Here is an 18,524-nt window from a genome sequence, read left to right as displayed (position 1 = left end):
CACGCCACTGTGGGAACCGCCTCCCCGTCGGATCAGCCAGGCCGCGGTGACCAACTACCGCGCCTGGCTCGCCGCCGAGCGGGGGGTTGAGCTCGCCGACGACACGCGCCTGTGGGAGTGGTCTGTCACCGACCTGAACACGTTCTGGGAGTCGATCTGGGATTTCTGCGCGGTCGAGGGGGACCGCGGCACCGGTCCGGCGCTCGCCGACGCGGCGATGCCCGGCGCGGTCTGGTTTCCCGGTGCCCGGGTGAACTACGCGGAGAACGCACTCACCCGGCGCGGGCCGGCCCCGGCCGTCATCGCCGTGCGCGAGGACGGTGCCACGGCCGTGGTGTCCTGGGACGAGCTGCGCCGGCAGGTGGCGAAGGCGGCGGCGGGACTGCGGAGCCTGGGTGTCGCCGAGGGTGACCGGGTCTGCGCCGTGCTGCCGAACACCGTCTACGCGATGGTGGGGATGTTGGCCACCGCCAGCATCGGCGCGGTGTGGTCGTCGTGCTCGCCGGAACTCGGCCCGACGGCCCTGCGCGCGCGGTTCGGCCAGATCGACCCGAAGGTCCTGATCGGCGTTGACGGCTACAGCTACGGCGGGAAGAGCTACGACGCCCTCGGCACCCTCGCCGCGCTTGCGGGCGACCTGCCGGGGCTCGGGGCAAGCGTGATCGTGCCGTACCTGTGGCCGGACGCGCTCTCCCGGGCCCGGGCCGCGGGGCTGCCGGGGCTGCTCACCTGGGACGAGCTGATGGCTTCGGAGACCTCCGAGCCCGAGTTCACCCGGGTCGCCTTCGACGCGCCGCTGTGGATCCTCTACTCGTCCGGCACGACCGGCCCCCCCAAGGCGATCGTGCACGGCCACGGCGGCATCCTGCTGGAGCACCTGAAGTCGCTGGCGTTGCACCTCGATCTCGGTCCGGACGACCGGTTCTGCTGGTTCACCACGACCGGCTGGATGATGTGGAACTATCTGGTCTCCGGTCTGCTCGTCGGCGCGACCGTCGTGCTCTACGACGGAGCGCCCGGCTATCCGGCGCTCGGCACCCTGTTCGGTCTGGCGGAGGCCCTGGAGCTCACGTGCCTGGGCACGTCCGTGGGCTACCTGCAGGCCTGCGAGGACGCCGGGCTGGTCCCGCGCGAGTTCGCCGACCTGTCCAGGCTGCGCACCGTCGGATCGACCGGATCGCCACTATCCGCAGCCGGCTATGCCTGGGTGTACGAAGCGGTGGGCCCGACCGTGATGCTGTCGTCGATCAGCGGTGGCACCGACGTCTGCACGGCGCTGGTGGCGGGCCTGCCGACGATGCCGGTGCGGGCCGGGGAGATCGAATCGCGCGCGCTGGGCTGCGCGGTGCGCGTCTTCGACGAGGCCGGCGAGGAGGTCGTCGACGAGGTCGGTGAGCTTGTCGTGACCGCGCCGATGCCGTCCATGCCGCTGTGCTTCTGGGCCGACCCGGACGGCGGCCGGCTGCGGGAGAGCTACTTCTCCGTCTACCCTGGCGTCTGGCGCCACGGGGACTGGGCGAGGATCACACCTACCGGCGCCGTCGTCATCCAGGGACGTTCGGACGCGACGTTGAACCGCGGCGGCGTCCGGATCGGTACCAGCGAGCTCTACAGCGTGGTCGAGCGGGTCCCCGGGATCGCCGACAGCCTCGCGGTCGACACCGCGGACGAGCGCGGGCACGGCGAGCTGCTCCTTTTCGTCGTCCTCACCGAGCCCGGCCTGACCAAGGCGGTGGCCGCCCGGCTGCGCGAGGTTCTGCGCGCCGAACTCAGCCCACGCCACGTTCCCGACCAGATCATCGAGATCACCGAGGTCCCTCGGACCCACACCGGCAAGAAGCTTGAGGTACCGGTGAAGCGCCTGCTCGCCGGGACTGCCCTGGACAAGGCCGTGAGCCTCGACTCGGTCGCCAACCCCGATGCCCTGCTGCCCTTCGCCGCCGCCTCGGCCCGGTCGCGGCGGTCGGCGTCGGAGCCGATGACGGGAACCGCGCTGGAACCCGGCACCGGATCCGACGGAGAGGCCGAACCCGGAGCTTGATACAGCAAAGTCGGATCTTCACCCGGCAAAAACGAAGATCCGACTTTCATCGATCCCGCGATCATGACGTGACCGCCATGATCGCGGTACTCTTGTCTTCCACCCGTGCCGCACCGTGCACCCGTGGACGTGCCCCCGCGGACTCGACCGCAGGTGCGCTCGCCCGATCGATCAGTCGAGGAACTCGCGCAGCCGACCGGCGACGGCGGGCTTGCGCAACTCCCGAAGCGTATCCCGCTCGATCTGACGGATGCGCTCACGGGTCAGGCCGAGCCGGTTGCCCACCTCGGCGAGGGTGTGCTGCTTGCCGTCGGCGAGACCGAAGCGCAGCCGCATCACCTCGCGCTCCCGCGGGCTCAGGCCACCGAGGACGTTCTCGATCTCGTCCTGCATGGCGCCGTAGGAGGCGGCGTCCGCCGGGGAGGTCGCGTCGGAGTCCTCGATGAAGTCACCGAGCACGGAGTCACCATCGTCACCGACCGAGGTCTCCAGGCTGACGGTGTCCTGCGCATACCGGCGCAGCTCCACCACCTGCTCGATCGGCATGTCCAGCTCGAGGGCGAGCTCCTCGTCGGTCGGCTCACGGCCGAGCGTGGAGACGAGCTGGCGCTGCAACCGGGTGATCTTGTTAATCTGCTCGACCACGTGGACCGGGATGCGGATCGTCCGCGCCTGATCGGCGAGCGCCCGGCCGATGGCCTGGCGGATCCACCAGGTCGCATAGGTCGAGAACTTGTAGCCCTTGGCGTAGTCGAACTTCTCCACCGCGCGGATAAGACCGAGGTTGCCCTCCTGGACCAGGTCCAACAGGGTCATCCCGCGACCGCTGTACTTCTTGGCGACGGAGACCACCAGCCGCAGGTTCGCCGAGACGAGCTGCTGCTTGGCGGCATGGCCGTCCTTGACCAGCAGACCGAGATCACGACGAAGATCGGCGGGCAGGTCGGGGACGCTCTCGAGCTTGTACTCAGCGAACAGGCCCGCCTCGACCCGCTTGGAGAGTTCGACCTCCTGGGCGGCGTTGAGCAGCGGCACCTTGCCGATCTCGCGCAGGTACATGCGCACGAGGTCGGCGGTACCCGCGTGTTCGGCGGTGGACCGGCTGGCGGCGGTGGCGTCGTCGCTCGCATCCTCCTCGTCAAGGAGTTCGATGCCAACGGCGTTGAGGCGCGCGATGAGAGCGGGCAACAGTTCAATACCGATGTCCGCGGACTCGAGCGCGTCACGCAACTCGGAGCGGCTGATCTCGCCGGCCTCGCGACCACGGGCGATGACCTCGGCCACCGCGCTCACATCGAGCTCGTCGGTATCGTCGGGAACAGCGGCCAGCGAACGGCTGGGAGCGGTGCGGACAGGAGGAGCGGCCCGACGAGCACGCCGCGGGCTACGCGGGCGGTTGTCGTCGGTGCGCTCGGCAAGTTCCAGAGCAGGCAGCGTCATCAGTGGCAAATCCGATGGTCGGTGCGGGTGGGTCGTCTCGTTCTGTGCACGTGGGAGGTAACGAACGAAGACGCGGAACCATTCCCCGTGCAGGCACACCCGGACATCAGCGATCGCCGGGCCTACCAAGCAGTGTAGACCCTAGCCCTCGAGACGCTGCACTCGCTGCCGCGAAGACTACCTGGCAGATTCCACCCTGTGGCGCGAACCGCGGACTCTCCTGAGCTTCTCTGGTGGCCGAGCACCCTGCGGATCAGGCCAGCGTCAACTGTAAGCAACAGATCCACTACTTACTGTAGAAGTTTTTTGCGTTCCATCATCCGTGCCATATTTTCTGACGATCACCGGTCGGTGCTAACCCGTAACGGTAGTCGGCAAGCCGACACCCGCGACCCGGCCCGGACCCGGGCTCTCCACCGGGACGGAACGACCGGCGGGCCGACGCGGGCGCCGCCGCCGACACCACCCCGACGCCACCCCGACGCCGAGGCGCTCGAGAACGGCGATTCCGTTAGGCGGGCCACACCCGACGGACCCTGCCTCTGTGCACAGCGTGTAACCGCTACTCTCACACGATGTCCGTCCCCAGCCTTCCCGCAGACCTGGCGGCACTACGGGAAACCGCGATCGACGTGCTACGAGACAACGACCTCGGCGACATCACCCGGCCCTCCCCGACGCTCTACCCGCACCAGTGGCTCTGGGACAGCTGCTTCATCGCGATCGGACTGCGCCGTCTCGACCCGGGACGGGCCGCCAAGGAGGTCCTCTCGCTGCTGCGAGGCCAGTGGCCGAACGGCATGATCCCCCACGTGATCTTCGCGGAGACCTCGGACTTCTACCACGCCGGTCCGCAGCGCTGGCGCTGCGACCAGGTGACCACGACCGCCGGCGGAGTGCAGAGCACGGGGGTCACCCAGCCGCCGATGATCGCCGAAGCCGCCGTCCGGATCGCCGCCATGATGACGCCATCCGCCCGCGACGCCTTCTACCGCGCGTTGTTCCCCGGCCTGCTGCGCTTCCACACGTGGCTCTACCTCGAACGCGACCCCGACGACGACGGTCTCGTCACCCTGGTCCACTCCTGGGAGTCGGGGATGGACAACACGCCGGCCTGGATGGAGATCACCAGGCCGGCGGCTCCGCTGGGAGTGCGGGCACTGCGCCGGATCAACGGCGGCGACGCGCTGCGGCGCGATGCCAAGGAGGTCCCCCCCGACGAGCGGCTCACCTCGGGAGACCTGTTCACGCTCTACCGGATCGTGCGTGAGCTGCGGCGGGCGCACTACAACTTCCGCGAGATCCGTCGGAGCATCGTCCCCCTCGTCCAGGACGTCGCCTTCAACGCGATCCTCATCCGGGCCAACGAGCACCTCACCGCCATCGCCGCCGAGATCGGCCAGACCATCCCCGCCTGGCTGTGGCGGTCCATGCACAGGACGCGCGAGGCGATCGAGCGGCTCCACGCCGACGGCACCTACTACAGCCGCGACTTCCGGACGGGAACGCTGCTGCGCCACGAGACGATCTCGGGGTTCCTGCCGCTCTATGCCGGGGTCGTGCCCGAGGACCGGGTCGACGAGATGGTCAAGACGCTCACCTCACCGCGCTACTGGTCCCGGTTCGGCATCGCGAGCGTGCCGCTCGACGACCCGGGCTTCCTTCCCCGGTGTTACTGGCAGGGTCCCGTCTGGGTCAACATGAACTGGCTGATTGCCGACGGGCTGGAGCGTTACGGTCGGCTCGACGCCGCGGAGAACCTGCGCCAGAACACGATCGACATGATCGCATCGTCCGGGGCGATGTTCGAGTACTACTCACCCCTCGACGGTTCCGGCGCGGGCAGCAACCGGTTCTCCTGGACCGCGGCGCTCCTGGTCGACCTCCTCGCCGCCGAGCACTGAGCCACACCGCCGAGCACTGTCTCGGAGCAGGGACCCGATGCGGAGCAGGCGGCCGGTCCGACCGGGTGCCCGATGCGCATCGGGCACCCGGTCGGACCGGCCGCCGCGACGCCTAGCTGCAGCCGCTGGTCGAACCGCACTGCTCACAGACGTAGCAGCTACCAGCTGGCCGCATGGTCACCCCGCAGGTGAAGCAGAGCGGAGCATCGACCACGGTCTGCGCGACGAGCGACTCGCCGGGCGGTGCCAGCCGCAACTCCCGTGCCACGTACGCCGGGCCGTTCCCTACCGCCGGACCGGGCGGGACGCCCGGGTCACCCCGATCGGCGACGGAAGCCGAGGATCCGGTCACCGCGGCCCCCTGGGATCCGGCCGGGCCGTCGATCCCGGCGGGCTGCGCCGATCGCGCGGCCTCCACCGCCGGCGCTGGACCGTACTGACCCGCGACCCGACGGGCCCGGTCGGCCGCGGTCGAGATGCCGAGTTCGGCCCGCTGATCGGCGTCGAGATAGTCGAGCGCGAGGCGACGGAACAGATAATCCATGATCGACTGGGCGATCCGCACGTCCGGGTCATCGGTCATCCCAGCCGGCTCGAACCGCATGTTGATGAACTTGCTGACGTACGCCTCCAGCGGCACGCCGTACTGCAGGCCGATCGAGATGGCGATCGCGAACGCGTCCATCACGCCCGCCAGGGTGGACCCCTGCTTCGACATCTTGATGAAGACCTCACCGAGACCGTCGTCCGGGTAGGAACCGGCGGTCAGATAACCCTCGGCCCCACCGACGGAGAAGGACACCGTCCGCGACGGGCGGGTCTTCGGCAGCCGGCGGCGCACCGGCCGGTACTCGACCTCCACCGGGGCAGGTCCGACGGAGCCGGCGGTCCCGACCGCGTCTCCCGTGCCGGCCCCGACTCCCGTGCCGGCCCCGACTCCCGTACCGGTCCGGGTGGCGGCCAGCTCGGCGGCCTGCTTCGCCCCCTTGACGTCGGTCAGCGGCTGGCCGACCTTGCAGTTGTCCCGGTAGATGGCGAGGGCCTTCAGACCCAGCCGCCACCCCTCCAGGTAGATCTGCTCGACCTCGGCGACCGTGGCGGTCGACGGCATGTTCACCGTCTTCGAGATCGCGCCGGAGAGGAACGGCTGTACCGCGGCCATCATGCGGACATGGCCCATCGGGGAGATCGCGCGCTCCCCGATGGCGCAGTCGAACACCTCGTAGTGCTCCGGACGCAGGCCGGGAGCGTCGATGACGTGCCCGTGCTCGGCGATGTACTCGACGGTCGCCTCGATGGTCTCCTCGGGGTAGCCGAGCGCCTGCAGGGCCGCCGGGACCGTCTGGTTCACAATCCTCATGCTGGCGCCGCCGACCAGCTTCTTCATCTTCACCAGGGCGAGGTCCGGCTCGATGCCGGTGGTGTCGCAGTCCATCGCCAGACCGATCGTGCCCGTCGGGGGGAGCAGGCTGGCCTGCGCGTTGCGCCATCCGTGCTTCTCGCCGACGGTCTGCGCCCGGGCCCATTCCCGGGACGCGGCGGCGAGGATCCGGGAGTCCTCGGCGTGCACGCTGCGCACCGCGTCGTTCGCGGCGGCATGCTTGCGCATCACCCGCCGGTGCGCGTCCGCGTTGCGGGCGAAGCCGTCGTAGGCGCCGACGATCCCGGCGAGTTCGGCGGAGCGCCGGTAGGCGGTGGCCGTCATCAGCGAGGTGATCGATGCGGCCAGCGCCCGGCCGCCGTCCGAGTCGTAGGCCCGGGCGCTGGCCATCAGCAGGGCACCGAGGTTGGCGTAGCCGATGCCGAGCTGCCGGTAGGCCCGGCTGACCCTGGTGATCTCCGGTGTCGGGAAGTCGGCGAAGCAGATCGAGATGTCCATCGCGGTAATGATCAACTCGACCGCCGCGACGAACGCCTCGGCGTCGAAGCTGCGGTCCGGGCGCAGGAACTTCAGCAGGTTCAGCGAGGCCAGGTTGCAGCTGGAGTTGTCCAGGTGCACGTACTCGCTGCACGGGTTGGAGGCGCTGATCCGGCCGCTCTCGGGGCAGGTGTGCCAGTCGTTGATCGTTCCGTCGTACTGGATGCCGGGATCGGCGCAGGCCCACGCGGCCTCGGCGATCGTGTGGAACAGCCCGCGGGCGTCCACCGTCTCCAGGACGCGGCCGTCGAGGCGGGCCCGCAGGTCGAAGCCGCCGCCGTCGACGACCGCCCGCATGAACTCGTCGGTCACCCGGACGGAGTTGTTGGCGTTCTGGTATTGCACGGAGGCGATGTCACGCCCGCCGAGGTCCATGTCGAAGCCGGCGTCCCGCAACGCCCGGATCTTGGCTTCTTCCCGGGCCTTCGTCTCCACGAACTCGACGATGTCGGGATGATCGACGTCGAGCACGACCATCTTCGCCGCCCGCCGGGTCGCGCCACCAGACTTGATCGTACCCGCCGAGGCGTCGGCGCCGCGCATGAAGCTCACCGGCCCGGAGGCGGTGCCCCCGGAGGACAGCAGCTCCTTCGAGGACCGGATGCGGGACAGGTTGAGCCCGGCCCCGGAACCCCCCTTGAAGATCAGCCCCTCTTCCCGGTACCAGTTCAGGATCGACTCCATGGTGTCGTCCACGGAGAGGATGAAGCAGTTGTGCACACGGAGGCCGGCGGAGAGGTACTCGCCGCTGTCGGTCTGGATGTCGTAGACCGGCATCGGCCCGCGCGGCTCAATACGCTCGATCTGCAACCGCTTCACCGGCTTCGCGGCCTGGCCGGGCTGATCGAACGACGTCTCCAGCTTCGCGGCCTTCACCGGATCGAGGAAGCCGATCTCGTCCGCGAACGTCCGCCGGTCACCGGCGTTCTGAATGCCCAGGCTCCAGAGGTCGTGGCGGTCGGGTCGCGGATCCGCCTCGCGGCGTACCCGCGCGAAGATGCCGAACCGGGCGAGCAAACCCTGCACCCCGCGAATGAGGCCCTCGCTAATCATGTCCAGCCCGATCAGCGTCGAGCGCTCCCGGCGGGACACGTAGCCATCGGCCTGGAACAGGCTGCGCAGATAAGCCGCGACAACGGGTAGCGGAGCATCATACAGCCGGGTCGGCACAGTCATCGCCTCGATGGTCAGCGAGGCGTTCGTACCGGCGTACCGACCAACAAAACCGTCCGCCTGCAGCCGGCCCGCGAGCGCCGCCTCGGCGATCTCCCGTGAAGTGATCTCACCCTCGCCCGGGGCGATGGTGCGATGCCACTCGAGGGTGTCCCCGGCCCGCAGCGCGCCGGCGGGGACGAAGGCCCCGGCACCCGCGGAGGTGCTCCGCCACACCAGATGATCGGCGGTGACGTCGAGCGCGTGACCGGCCCTCGTCCAGATCCGCAGGACGTCCTTGACGCCGTTGGACTTGGTCGCGATCACCTGGGTCAGACCGTGCGCGTCGAAGACCTTCATCCCCACCGCGTCCGTCTCCACCAAGGCGCCGATGGGAACCAGACCGGATGGCGTGCTGACGAGGGCGTCATAGGGCTGGCACGCCGAGACCTGCTGCGGCGCGGGGGTTCCCACGTTGAACCAGACCGGCGAGTTGAAGCTGAAGACCTGGTGGAGCAGCATCCAGGTCAGTTCGTGCTCGAAGATCTCGGCGTCGGTGTCCGAGGCGAAGTAGCCGTGCTCGCGGCCGGCCGCGCCGTAGGCGTGCACGACCCGATCGATCAACTGCCGCAGCGACCACTCCCGCCCCGGCGTGCCGGGCGCCCCACGGAAGTACTTGCTGGTAACGATGTTGGAGGCGTTCACCGACCAGAACTGCGGGAATTCCACTCCCCGCTGCTCGAAGTTGACCGAGCCGTCCCGCCAGTTGGTCATGACGACGTCCCGGGACTCCCAGGTGACCTCGTCGTACGGGTGGACGCCGGCGGTGGTACGTGACCGCTGGATCTTCAACCCACTCGCTTTCGCCGCTGACCTGCTCGGCTTCGTGCCGCGGCTGTCGGTCATGACGCTCCTCGTCTTCACTCGTCAGCTCCAACCTTCAACAATGTGTTGTGGGCATCCCCGCCCCAGGCCGCAGCCAGCGGACGTCGGGACGGTGCGGGGCCGGACCTCGACGCACGGCGGTGCCCGCGGGGACGAGCACGCGCACGGCAAACACACGCACGGCGAACGGCACCAGCCAGGTCGAGCCGGGCCGCATGCGTGCCGTCCGGGAGGTCCGCGGTCCTCGCACGGCCGCGACGCGGGATGTCACCCGTCGCCGGCGGGACCGGGCCGGCACGGCGAGCCAGGGCGATGTATGACGCTTTCGGTCGAGCGGTCCCGGCCCTACCTGCTATGCACCTGCTGGGTGCCGATCACCGGCGAGGCATCGACGGCGCCGCGCGGGACCGGTCGTGCTGGTCCATCCCGCGTGGTGGGAGGTCCGGCGGCCTCGGAGCGCAACGCGGCGATCGCGGACTCGAAGTCAGTCAACGACTCGAAGGCCAGGTACACCGAGGCGAAGCGGAGATAAGCCACCTCGTCGAGCTCACGGAGCGGACCGAGGATCGCCCGGCCGATCGCCTCCGCGGGCACCTCCGCCGACCCCGACGAGCGGACGGCGTCCTCTACCCGCTGCGCCAGAAGCGCGAGATCATCATCCCGCACCGGCCGGCCCTGGCAGGCCTTGCGGACACCGGCGATGACCTTGGCCCGGCTGAACGGCTCGGCCGCCCCACTGCGCTTGCGAACCTGAAGGGACGCCTCCTCCATCGTAGTGAACCGGCGACCGCAGGACAGGCAGGACCGCCTGCGGCGGATCGCCGAACCCTCCTCGGCCTCCCGACTGTCAACGACGCGACTGTCCGGATGCCGGCAGAACGGGCACCGCACGCGCTACGCCTCCTTCGCCCGCGCCGGAGCCGACCGCCCCGGACCGGGGATGAGGGACACCGTTGAGGACCCGGCATCCACGCCGGAAAGACCACCTTGTGGATGGACCGCCAGCTCCCCGCGGAAGACCTGTGGAACAACCTGTGGATGACTTACACCCCGGTAAGCACCAGATGTTGTGTCCAAGGTAGCGCACGGCCCCAGAGATGAGGACAGCACCCCCGTGTGGTCCGTGTGGTCCGCATCGCACGTGGCACCGCACGTGGACGAAAGACGACGGTGCGCGAGAACCCTGCGCCGAGACACTCGTGGACCCGGAAAGCCGGGAAGCCGGGCGTCAGGGAAGGAGTAACGACTGGCCCGGGGCGATCAGTGGTGACCGCAGGTGGTTCAGCCGCATCAGCCGGTCCACCATGACCCGGGTGTCGGCGCTCTCGTCGAGCGCCACTGCCACCTCCCACAGCGTCTCCCCCGGCACGACCAGATGGTGCCGCGGCGCCTCCGCGGTATCCGGCCCGGCAATCGACACCCCAGGCATGATCATGATTGCTACCGCCACGACGACCGCCACGACGATCGATACCACCACCACCCGACCCCGCCGGGTCAGCCGGAGCGGCGGGGGTGCGGGCGGGCGACGACCCACCCGGTCTCTGGCCATCGACAGGTCGACGACCCGCGCCCTGTGTGCGGATCCCACGGCACCCTCCCGTTCCGACGACACCGAACGCCGAAGATCGAACCTTCGTTCGATCGAACGCGTGGTCGATTGTCGCATCGGGAACCGGAAACCGCCAGGGACACGCTCGAACAGACGTTTGAGATTCTGCGACCCGCCGGTTACCGTCGAGTCGATCGGGTGTGAACCGGGCGGTTTCCCCCGGTCACGGACGGCGGCGAGTCGGTGGGTGACCGCTTCCGGAGCGGGACGGTCCGCCGTGCGGTCGCCGGCCGGCCGGTGGCCGCACGGCGGAAGAAAAACGCGACGAGGAGAACGGTAAGCGATGACTAGCCAAGGCAGGGGTACGCGCCGGGGCGGAACCCGCGGCAACGTGCGAGCCTTTCCCGAAGGCCCCACGGACGCGGGCCTGACCCCCCGGCAGCGCAAGGTGCTGGAGGTCATCCGGGCCGCGGTGGAGCGGCGCGGGTATCCGCCCAGCGTGCGGGAGATCGGTGAGGCGGTCGGCCTCACCAGCACCAGTAGTGTGGCTCACCAGCTCAAGGTGCTCGAGGAGAAGGGCTACCTGCGGCGGGACCCGAACCGCCCGAGAGCGATGGAGGTTCTGACCGTCGAGCACCCCCGGCGACGCGCGGATGTGGGCGCGGGCACGACGACGGTGGCGGGCACGATTCCCATCATCGGTGAGGCGGCGCCGGGCACCACCGAAGGAAGCAAGTCGGAGGCGGCCTACGTGCCGGTGCTGGGCCGGATCGCCGCCGGTGGCCCGATCCTGGCCGAGCAGGCGGTCGAGGACGTCTTCCCGCTACCCAGGGAGATCGTCGGCGAGGGCACTCTGTTCCTGCTCCGGGTCGTCGGCGACTCGATGATCAACGCGGCGATCTGCGACGGTGACTGGGTGGTCGTCCGCCAGCAGCCGGTCGCGGACAACGGGGAGATCGTCGCCGCAATGATCGACGGGGAGGCGACGGTCAAGCGTCTGCGGCTTCGGGACGGCAAGATCTGGCTACATCCGGAGAACTCGGCCTTCGCCGACATCCCCGGTGAGGATGCGACCATCCTCGGCCGGATCGTGGCTGTGCTCCGCAGGGTTTGATGTGGATCGGCCGGCCGCCCGTCGGGCGGCCGGCCGGGTTGCCTCGCGTCTGATCGCTCCTGGGCTCAGGCCCGGTAGGCGTGCAGCTCCGCTGCGAGTCCCGAGGAAACCCGGGCGGACAGCCGGGTACCGGTCTCGGTGTGCTCCATCGTGAGCACCTCGCCGTTCGCGTGCACCCGGGAGACCAAGTCGCCCCGGGTGTAGGGCACGAGCACGCGCATCTCCACGTCGGGATGCGGCACCCGGGCACAGAGCGCGTCGACCAGCGCGGCCAGCCCCTCGCCCGTACGTGCCGAGACGAACACGGCGTCCGGGGCGAGCTGGCGCAGCCCCGCGACGACCGTCGGCTCCACGGCGTCCACCTTGTTGACGACGATCAGCTCGGGAACGCCGCCCGCGTCGATGTCGTTGAGAACCTCGCGCACGGCGGAGATCTGCGCGGCCGGATCCGGCGATGATCCGTCCACAACGTGCAGGATGAGATCGGCATCGGCGACCTCTTCCAGCGTCGAGCGGAACGCCTCGACGATCTGATGCGGCAGATGCCGGACGAATCCGACGGTGTCGGTCAGGGTGAAGGCCCGGCCGTCCGGCAGGGTCGCCCGCCGCACGGTCGGATCGAGGGTGGCGAACAGCGCGTCCTCGACCAGGACACCCGCGCCGGTCAGCCGGTTGAGCAGCGACGACTTACCGGCGTTGGTGTAACCGGCGATCGCCACGCTGGGGACCTCGCCCCGCCGCCGGGCGGAACGCTTGGTCTCCCGCACGGTCGTCATCGCGGCGAGCTCGCGGCGCAACCGCGCCATCCTGGCCCGCAGCCGCCGACGATCGGTCTCGATCTTCGTCTCACCGGGACCGCGGGTACCGATGGGCGCCCGGCCGCCGCCACTGGCCGCGGCCCGCGACATCGACTCACCCCACCCACGCAGCCGGGGCAGCATGTACTGCAACTGCGCGAGCTCGACCTGGGCCTTGCCCTCGCGAGAGGTCGCGTGCTGGGCGAAGATGTCCAGGATGAGGGCCGTCCGGTCGATGACCTTTACTTTGACGACCTCCTCCAGCTGCCGCAGCTGACCCGGGGTGAGCTCGCCATCGCAGACCACCGTGTCCGCGCCGGTCGCCGCGACGACCTCGGCGAGCTCGCGGGCCTTGCCCGAACCGACGTAAGTCGCGGCATCCGGCCGGTCGCGACGCTGCACGAGCGCGTCGAGCACCACCGAACCGGCGGTCGTGGCGAGCGCCGCGAGCTCCGCCATGGAGCTCTCGGCCGACCGCGGGGAACCCGACGTCCATACGCCGATGAGGACGACACGCTCCAGCCGCAGCTGCCGGTACTCGACCTCGGTAACGTCGTCGAGCTCGGTGGCGAGACCGGGAACCCGCCGCAACGCGGCGCGATCCTCCAGGTCGAAACCGTCCCCAGAATCGTCGAAAAAGTTCGACAGGTAAGACGAATCGGTATCGGTCAGCTTGATGAGGGATCTGTCGAGAGTGGACGCATCGAAGGCGTCAGCAGGAAGTGTCATACCATCCGTTCTCAACGCGGCCCGCTACCGCACCATTCCGCGATCATTCCGTGCCGCCTGCTCCGGCCGGGCCCCACGACCCGGTGGCCCGAGGAGGATCCGCCGGACCGGAAGACCCTGCCGCACTCGTGGCGCGCCTCCCCCTCGTTTCCCGGCGAATCCCGTCGCCAACCAGGGTCCCACGTCACCACGTCGATCGCGAACCGTTTTGCCGCCCCGCCGACGTAGCCTCTGCGACGTGTACCACGAGTACCACGAAAGACGGGCCCACCGCCTCGCCGCGACGATCTGGGACAGCTCGGGCCGCCCGACTCCCCCTGGACACCCCCCGGGCACCACGCGGACGACGGCGGACCGGCATCCGGACCGCACCGGGCCCTCGGACCGCACAGGGCGCACCGAGCGCACAGGTGTGGTGGGCAGTCGGCGAGTGTTGCCGGACGGATGCATGGACATCATCTGGAGTTCCGACGCCAATCTGATCGTCGCGGGGCCGGACACGGCGGCGAAGCTGGTGCGCTGGGCACCAGGCGTGCGGCACGTCGGGCTCCGCTTCGACTCGGGCTCTGGACCATCCCACCTCGGAGTGGCCGCGGACGAACTGCGCGACCAACGCGTCCCGCTCGCCGACCTGTGGGGCGACGGACCGGCGCAGCGACTCGCCGAGCGGCTCGCCATGGCCGCTGATCCCCTGGTCGCATTCGAGTCGTCGATCGCCGCCCGGCCCGTTCACCCGGCGCTCGTGGACCGGTTGGTTCCCGCCGTTCTGGCGGGTGCCCGCGCCCGGGCGCCTGTGGACGACCTCGCGCGCACAGTCGGGCTGAGCGAACGCCAGCTGCTGCGTCGCTGCCGGCGCGTCTTCGGATATGGCCCGAAGACGCTCGCCAGGATCCTCCGGATGCAGGACGCCCTGCACGCGGCGCGGGCCGGCATCCCGTTCGCGGTCGTGGCGGCCGAGGCCGGCTACGCCGACCAGGCGCACCTCGCCCGGGAGGTACGCGCGCTCGCCGGAGTTCCGCCGACTCACCTCATCCGAAATGTCAACGTTCAGGACGAGCTGGACGTCTCGGTATCGGATGTCGCGGCCGCTACGGGCAGTGGGGCGTAGAGGTCGACGTGGTTGCCGTCTGGATCGAGCACGACCGCGTACCGCTGGCCCCAGAAGGCGTCCCAGGGCGGAAGGTGGCCGGTGTGACCGGCGCCGACGAGGTCGGCGTAGACCTCATCGACCTCGTCCGGCGTGTCGCAGGCGAAGGCCAGCCCGACCCGCGGCGAGCCGGTACCCGCCGACCAGCGCGGATCAAAGGATCGGATGGTCGCCTCGCTGTCGAACGCGAGGCGTGGACCGCCGGGCAGCTGCACCTCGACGTGCGGCTGGGCGTCGGCCCCGGCGGGCAGATCGAGGCCGAGCCGGCGGTAGAACGCCAGGGACCGGGCCATATCAGCGACGATCACACCGGTCAGGGTGAACGATGGTGGCATGAGGGCACCGTAGGGCAGGCAGGCGGACCGGGTCTTGCAGGAAACGGACACCTCACCCGACCGGGTCATGGGCCTCCGCATGGCGCAGCACGCCGTCGAAGACCAGCTCGGCGGGCCCTCGCAACAGCACGGTCTCCGGCTGCCAGATCACGACCAGGCCGCCGCCGGGCACATCCACCTCGACCTCGACCGGCGCACCCGCCGGCCGAGCACCTCGCCGGGCCGCCCAGGCCACCGCGACCGCGCAGGCACCGGTGCCGCAGGACGCGGTCTCCCCGACCCCACGTTCGAACACCCGCATCGCCACCCCACCCGGCCGGTCAACGACGATCTCCACATTCACCCCGTCCGGGAAGTCAACCGGGGAGAACGATGGTGGTCGGGTCAGGTCGAGCCGACGCAGCCCGGCGACGTCCAGGTCGCCGGCGAAGCAGACCGCGTGCGGATTACCCATCGAGACCGCGGTCGCGGTGAAGTCACGATCGGCGACGGTGACCGGGGCCCCGGGTCCGTCGATGATCCGCGGCGGTCCCATGTCGACCGTGACGTCACCGTCCACCGCGGCCTCGACGAGCCGCAGCCCGGCGCGGGTCGCGACGTGGAACCGTCCGGGCTGGGCGTATCCGGCGTCGACGAGGTAGCGGGCGAACACCCGGGCACCGTTACCGCACATCTCGGCAACCGAACCATCAGCATTGCGGTAGTCCATGAACCAGCGCGCCCGGCCGGCCAGACCGGCCGCCTCGGGAACCGCGGCGCAGAGCACCACCCGCAGCACCCCATCGCCCCCGATGCCGGCCCGTCGGTCGCACAGCGCGCGCACCAGGTCCGCGGTGAGGTCGAGGTCCCCGTCGGGATCCGGCAGCAGGACGAAGTCGTTGCCCGTCCCGTGGCCCTTGACGAATCGCAGTCCCAGCTCGTCCCGCACGTCGCCGATCGTACGGGGGATGCCGCTCGGCACCTGACGACCGGGCTCCCGCGGCGGCGTCAGCCGGCTGCGGCCCGCGCCCACTCCCGCATCCGGTCGTCGGAATGCGACGGCTTGTACCAACGGTCGGGCCGGCCGCGCCCGAGAGCGATCATCCGAGCGTCCTCCACCGGCACCGGCGGACAGAACACCGATCCGATGGCGCGATCACAGTCGAGATCCACCACCCGGGACGCCAGGCGCGCGGTGTCGACATCGTCGGCAACGACGGGCAGGCCGCGTTGGTGGGCAAGCCGGACGATGGCCGCGAGCACGGCCTCACCCTCGAGGTCCTTCATCGTCGCCCGCAGGAACAGACCGTCGATCTTGACGAGGTTCAACGGCAGCTGGTCGAGCACGGCCAACGAGCCCAGCCACGTGCCGAAGGACCCGACGGCGATCGCCACCCCGAGGGCACGCAGCCGGGTCAGCAACCGGGGCACCATCGGCGCGGCGAGTCCGAGGGTCTGCTCGCTGAACTCAAGGCCGATCGCCCCGGCCGGCAGCACCCGGCCCGAGACGAGCCGGTCGACCTCGGCCGCGAAGGCGAGGCTGGCAAGCTGGCGGCCATCGATGTTCACCCACAACCGGGGCGGGCGGATCGGCGTCCCGACCGCCATCCGATGCCAGGTGCGCGCCTCGGTCACGGCCATCCGCAGCACCCACTGGTCCACCTGATGGACGAGGCCCGCGGCCGCTGCGATCGGCATGAAATCCGCCGGACCCAGCACCCCGCGTTCCGGGTGCAGCCACCGCGGATGGGCCTCCATCCCCGGCACCGACCCGTTGCGCAGGTCGACCTCCGGTTGGAAGTGCAGCCGCAGCGAACCATCGTCGAAGGCGGCGTAGAGCGCGGGGACGAGAGTCAGGTCGGGTGGGGTACCAGCATCGTCGGGTGGGGTACCAGCATCAGAGGTGGGCGCGGTCACATCGATCTCTCCAGACGCCGTGCGGGACCGGCCGCCGCGCACCGGTCACCGGCGACGCCGCGCATTGGCGGCGGCCCGATCGACCCCGACCCGGTCGGCCGATCACCCGTCAGAGCGAACCCACCAGCCGTCGCACCTGGGTGACATCTGGTTGGTCCAACCAGGCTATCCGGTTATCCCGCCGGAACCAGGACCTTTGTCGACGGGCAAAGCGCCGCGTCGCCGTAATTGTGGCGAGCTTGGCCTGTTCGGCGGAGTCCATTGCGCCGTCGAACCAGGCCAGAACCTGGGCATATCCCAGTGCGCGAGACGCGGTTCGGCCTTCCCGCAGGCCGCATTCCACCAACCTTCGCACTTCGTCAGGAAAACCAGCACCCCACATTTTCTCCACCCGGTCCGTAATCCGTCGGTCGAGATCGGGGCGATCCACGCCGATCTGCACGACCTCATAGACCGAGCGGTGCTCCGGCAGGGTGGCCGTGAAGGTTCCGGTGAGCTCGACGACCTCCAGGGCACGCACGATCCGCCGGCCGTTGCTGGGCAGGATCGCCGCGGCGGCCTGCGGTGCCCGCGCGGCCAGCCGGTCGTGCAGCGCCGGTGCGCCGACGCGGGCCAGTTCCTCCTCCCACCGCGCCCGGACGCCCGGATCGGTCCCCGGGAAGGCCAGATTGTCAAGAACCGCGCGGACGTAGAGCCCGGAACCGCCGACCAGCACCGGAATGCGCCCGGCGGCGAGCAGGCCGTCGATTATCCGGCGGGCGTCCGCCTGGAAGCTCGCGACGTCCGCGGGATGCGTCACGTCCCACACGTCGAGCAAATGGTGGGGCACCCCGCGACGCTCCGCCTCGGGAACCTTGGCGGTACCGATGTCCATCCCGCGGTAGAGCTGCATCGAGTCCGCGTTCACCACCTCGCCACCGAGGGCGAGCGCGATCTCGATGCCGAGGTCACTCTTGCCGCCGGCGGTCGGCCCCACGACCGCCACCACCGGTCCCCGGCGCGGTTCCTTCTGCCTGTTCATCCTCGCTCGGCAACATCCCGTGTCCAGAGGGCAACCAGATAGCCGACACCGTACGGCGCGTCGTCATACCGGAGGTCACTGTTCCATGACCCCGGGCCCAGGAACCCCGGGCCCAGGCCGTCCCGGGTCGCGGCGAGCAGGGCGCCGGCCAGGACCTGCCAGGACGCCCGGCCCGCGGCGAGCAGCTCCCGGGCCAACCCCGGGTCCAAGGCGAGCAGACCGGCCGGATCCCCTGCGGCCAGCGCCGCGGCGGCGGTCGCGTCGAACGCCGCGGCCCGTGGATCCAACCCGCCGGGAGCCTTCAGCGTGCGACAGGCCGAGCCGTCGCCCATCACGAGCAGGGCGAGGCGCTCCTGCGGAGCGGAGCCCGCGACCAGCCGCGATCCGAGTGCGACGGCCCCGTCCGGGGAGATCTCCGCGGGCACCCCGACGGCGGTGCGGGCGCCGGGCCAACCGACGGCGCCCAGCAGCCAGGCGCCGATCGTGATCGACAACGGTAGGACGGGCGACGACAGGACAGACGACGGCTCGGGGGCCGGCGCGGTCGGGCCAAGATCTACCCGGAGATCCACCCCGAAGCCGGCCAGCGACCC

14 protein-coding genes are annotated in these 18,524 nt (G+C 70.2%); 4 read left to right on the top strand and 10 right to left on the bottom strand.

The genetic code is table 11. The annotated features are described in order from the left end of the window. The coding region (locus AC08ON_RS01890) for an acetoacetate--CoA ligase (protein WP_476616344.1) at positions 1 to 2,041 on the top strand (2,041 nt) is incomplete at its 5' end. Between the two features lie 171 nt (positions 2,042 to 2,212). Here the strand turns inward: AC08ON_RS01890 and AC08ON_RS01885 are convergent. Continuing rightward, positions 2,213 to 3,481, bottom strand: coding sequence for an RNA polymerase sigma factor (locus AC08ON_RS01885; protein ID WP_476606176.1), 1,269 nt, complete (start codon positions 3,479 to 3,481; stop codon positions 2,213 to 2,215). Between the two features lie 575 nt (positions 3,482 to 4,056). Between AC08ON_RS01885 and AC08ON_RS01880 the strand changes: the two genes are divergently transcribed. Further along, entirely contained in the window at positions 4,057 to 5,385 is a 1,329-nt protein-coding gene (locus AC08ON_RS01880) for an amylo-alpha-1,6-glucosidase (RefSeq protein WP_476606177.1), read from the top strand. 112 nt (positions 5,386 to 5,497) lie between these two features. On the opposite strand, the gene AC08ON_RS01875 is transcribed toward AC08ON_RS01880, so the two are convergent. The 3 genes from AC08ON_RS01875 to AC08ON_RS01865 all read right to left on the bottom strand — a co-directional run bounded on the left by AC08ON_RS01875 (position 5,498) and on the right by AC08ON_RS01865 (position 10,931). After that, a complete protein-coding gene (locus AC08ON_RS01875) occupies positions 5,498 to 9,361 on the bottom strand; it encodes a vitamin B12-dependent ribonucleotide reductase (protein WP_476606178.1) in 3,864 nt (1,287 codons plus the stop codon). A gap of 324 nt (positions 9,362 to 9,685) precedes the next feature. Continuing rightward, positions 9,686 to 10,231 (bottom strand): transcriptional regulator NrdR, encoded by a 546-nt coding sequence (nrdR, locus tag AC08ON_RS01870; protein WP_476606179.1) that lies wholly within the window; start codon positions 10,229 to 10,231, stop codon positions 9,686 to 9,688. A 337-nt stretch (positions 10,232 to 10,568) separates the two neighbouring features. Next, complete coding sequence (locus AC08ON_RS01865) at positions 10,569 to 10,931, bottom strand: LysM peptidoglycan-binding domain-containing protein (RefSeq protein WP_476606180.1); 363 nt, start codon at positions 10,929 to 10,931, stop codon at positions 10,569 to 10,571. 304 nt (positions 10,932 to 11,235) lie between these two features. Here AC08ON_RS01865 and lexA point away from each other — a divergent pair, with 304 nt between their 5' ends. After that, positions 11,236 to 12,006, top strand: a complete 771-nt coding sequence (gene lexA, locus AC08ON_RS01860; RefSeq protein ID WP_476606181.1) for a transcriptional repressor LexA — start codon at positions 11,236 to 11,238, stop codon at positions 12,004 to 12,006. A 65-nt stretch (positions 12,007 to 12,071) separates the two neighbouring features. Here lexA and hflX read toward each other — a convergent pair whose 3' ends face one another. Next, complete coding sequence (hflX, locus tag AC08ON_RS01855; RefSeq protein ID WP_476606182.1) at positions 12,072 to 13,532, bottom strand: GTPase HflX; 1,461 nt, start codon at positions 13,530 to 13,532, stop codon at positions 12,072 to 12,074. Positions 13,533 to 13,980: 448 nt separating this feature from the next. Here hflX and AC08ON_RS01850 point away from each other — a divergent pair, with 448 nt between their 5' ends. Next, complete coding sequence (locus AC08ON_RS01850) at positions 13,981 to 14,640, top strand: helix-turn-helix domain-containing protein (RefSeq protein WP_476606183.1); 660 nt, start codon at positions 13,981 to 13,983, stop codon at positions 14,638 to 14,640. Here AC08ON_RS01850 and AC08ON_RS01845 read toward each other — a convergent pair. The 5 genes from AC08ON_RS01845 to AC08ON_RS01825 all read right to left on the bottom strand — a co-directional run. Further along, entirely contained in the window at positions 14,580 to 15,083 is a 504-nt protein-coding gene (locus AC08ON_RS01845; RefSeq protein ID WP_476606184.1) for a VOC family protein, read from the bottom strand. The two genes, AC08ON_RS01850 and AC08ON_RS01845, sit on opposite strands and share 61 nt — an antisense overlap. Continuing rightward, positions 15,067 to 15,942 carry a diaminopimelate epimerase gene (gene dapF / locus AC08ON_RS01840; protein WP_476606199.1) on the bottom strand — a complete coding sequence of 292 codons (876 nt, stop codon included), beginning with the start codon at positions 15,940 to 15,942 and terminating at the stop codon, positions 15,067 to 15,069. Before dapF ends, AC08ON_RS01845 begins: the two co-directional genes overlap by 17 nt. Before the next feature lie 59 nt (positions 15,943 to 16,001). Next, positions 16,002 to 16,910, bottom strand: coding sequence for an EAL domain-containing protein (locus AC08ON_RS01835; RefSeq protein ID WP_476616343.1), 909 nt, complete (start codon positions 16,908 to 16,910; stop codon positions 16,002 to 16,004). 109 nt (positions 16,911 to 17,019) lie between these two features. Beyond that, positions 17,020 to 17,931 (bottom strand): tRNA (adenosine(37)-N6)-dimethylallyltransferase MiaA, encoded by a 912-nt coding sequence (gene miaA / locus AC08ON_RS01830; protein WP_476606186.1) that lies wholly within the window; start codon positions 17,929 to 17,931, stop codon positions 17,020 to 17,022. After that, a partial coding sequence (locus AC08ON_RS01825; protein ID WP_476616342.1) for a class III extradiol ring-cleavage dioxygenase family protein occupies positions 17,928 to 18,524 on the bottom strand: 597 nt, incomplete at its 5' end. The genes AC08ON_RS01825 and miaA, both read right to left, overlap by 4 nt.

It is taken from the genome of Frankia sp. CoWAU3, from assembly GCF_977971855.1.
Note: the sequence above shows the minus strand (reverse complement) of the source record. Positions and strands in the feature narration are given on the sequence as shown.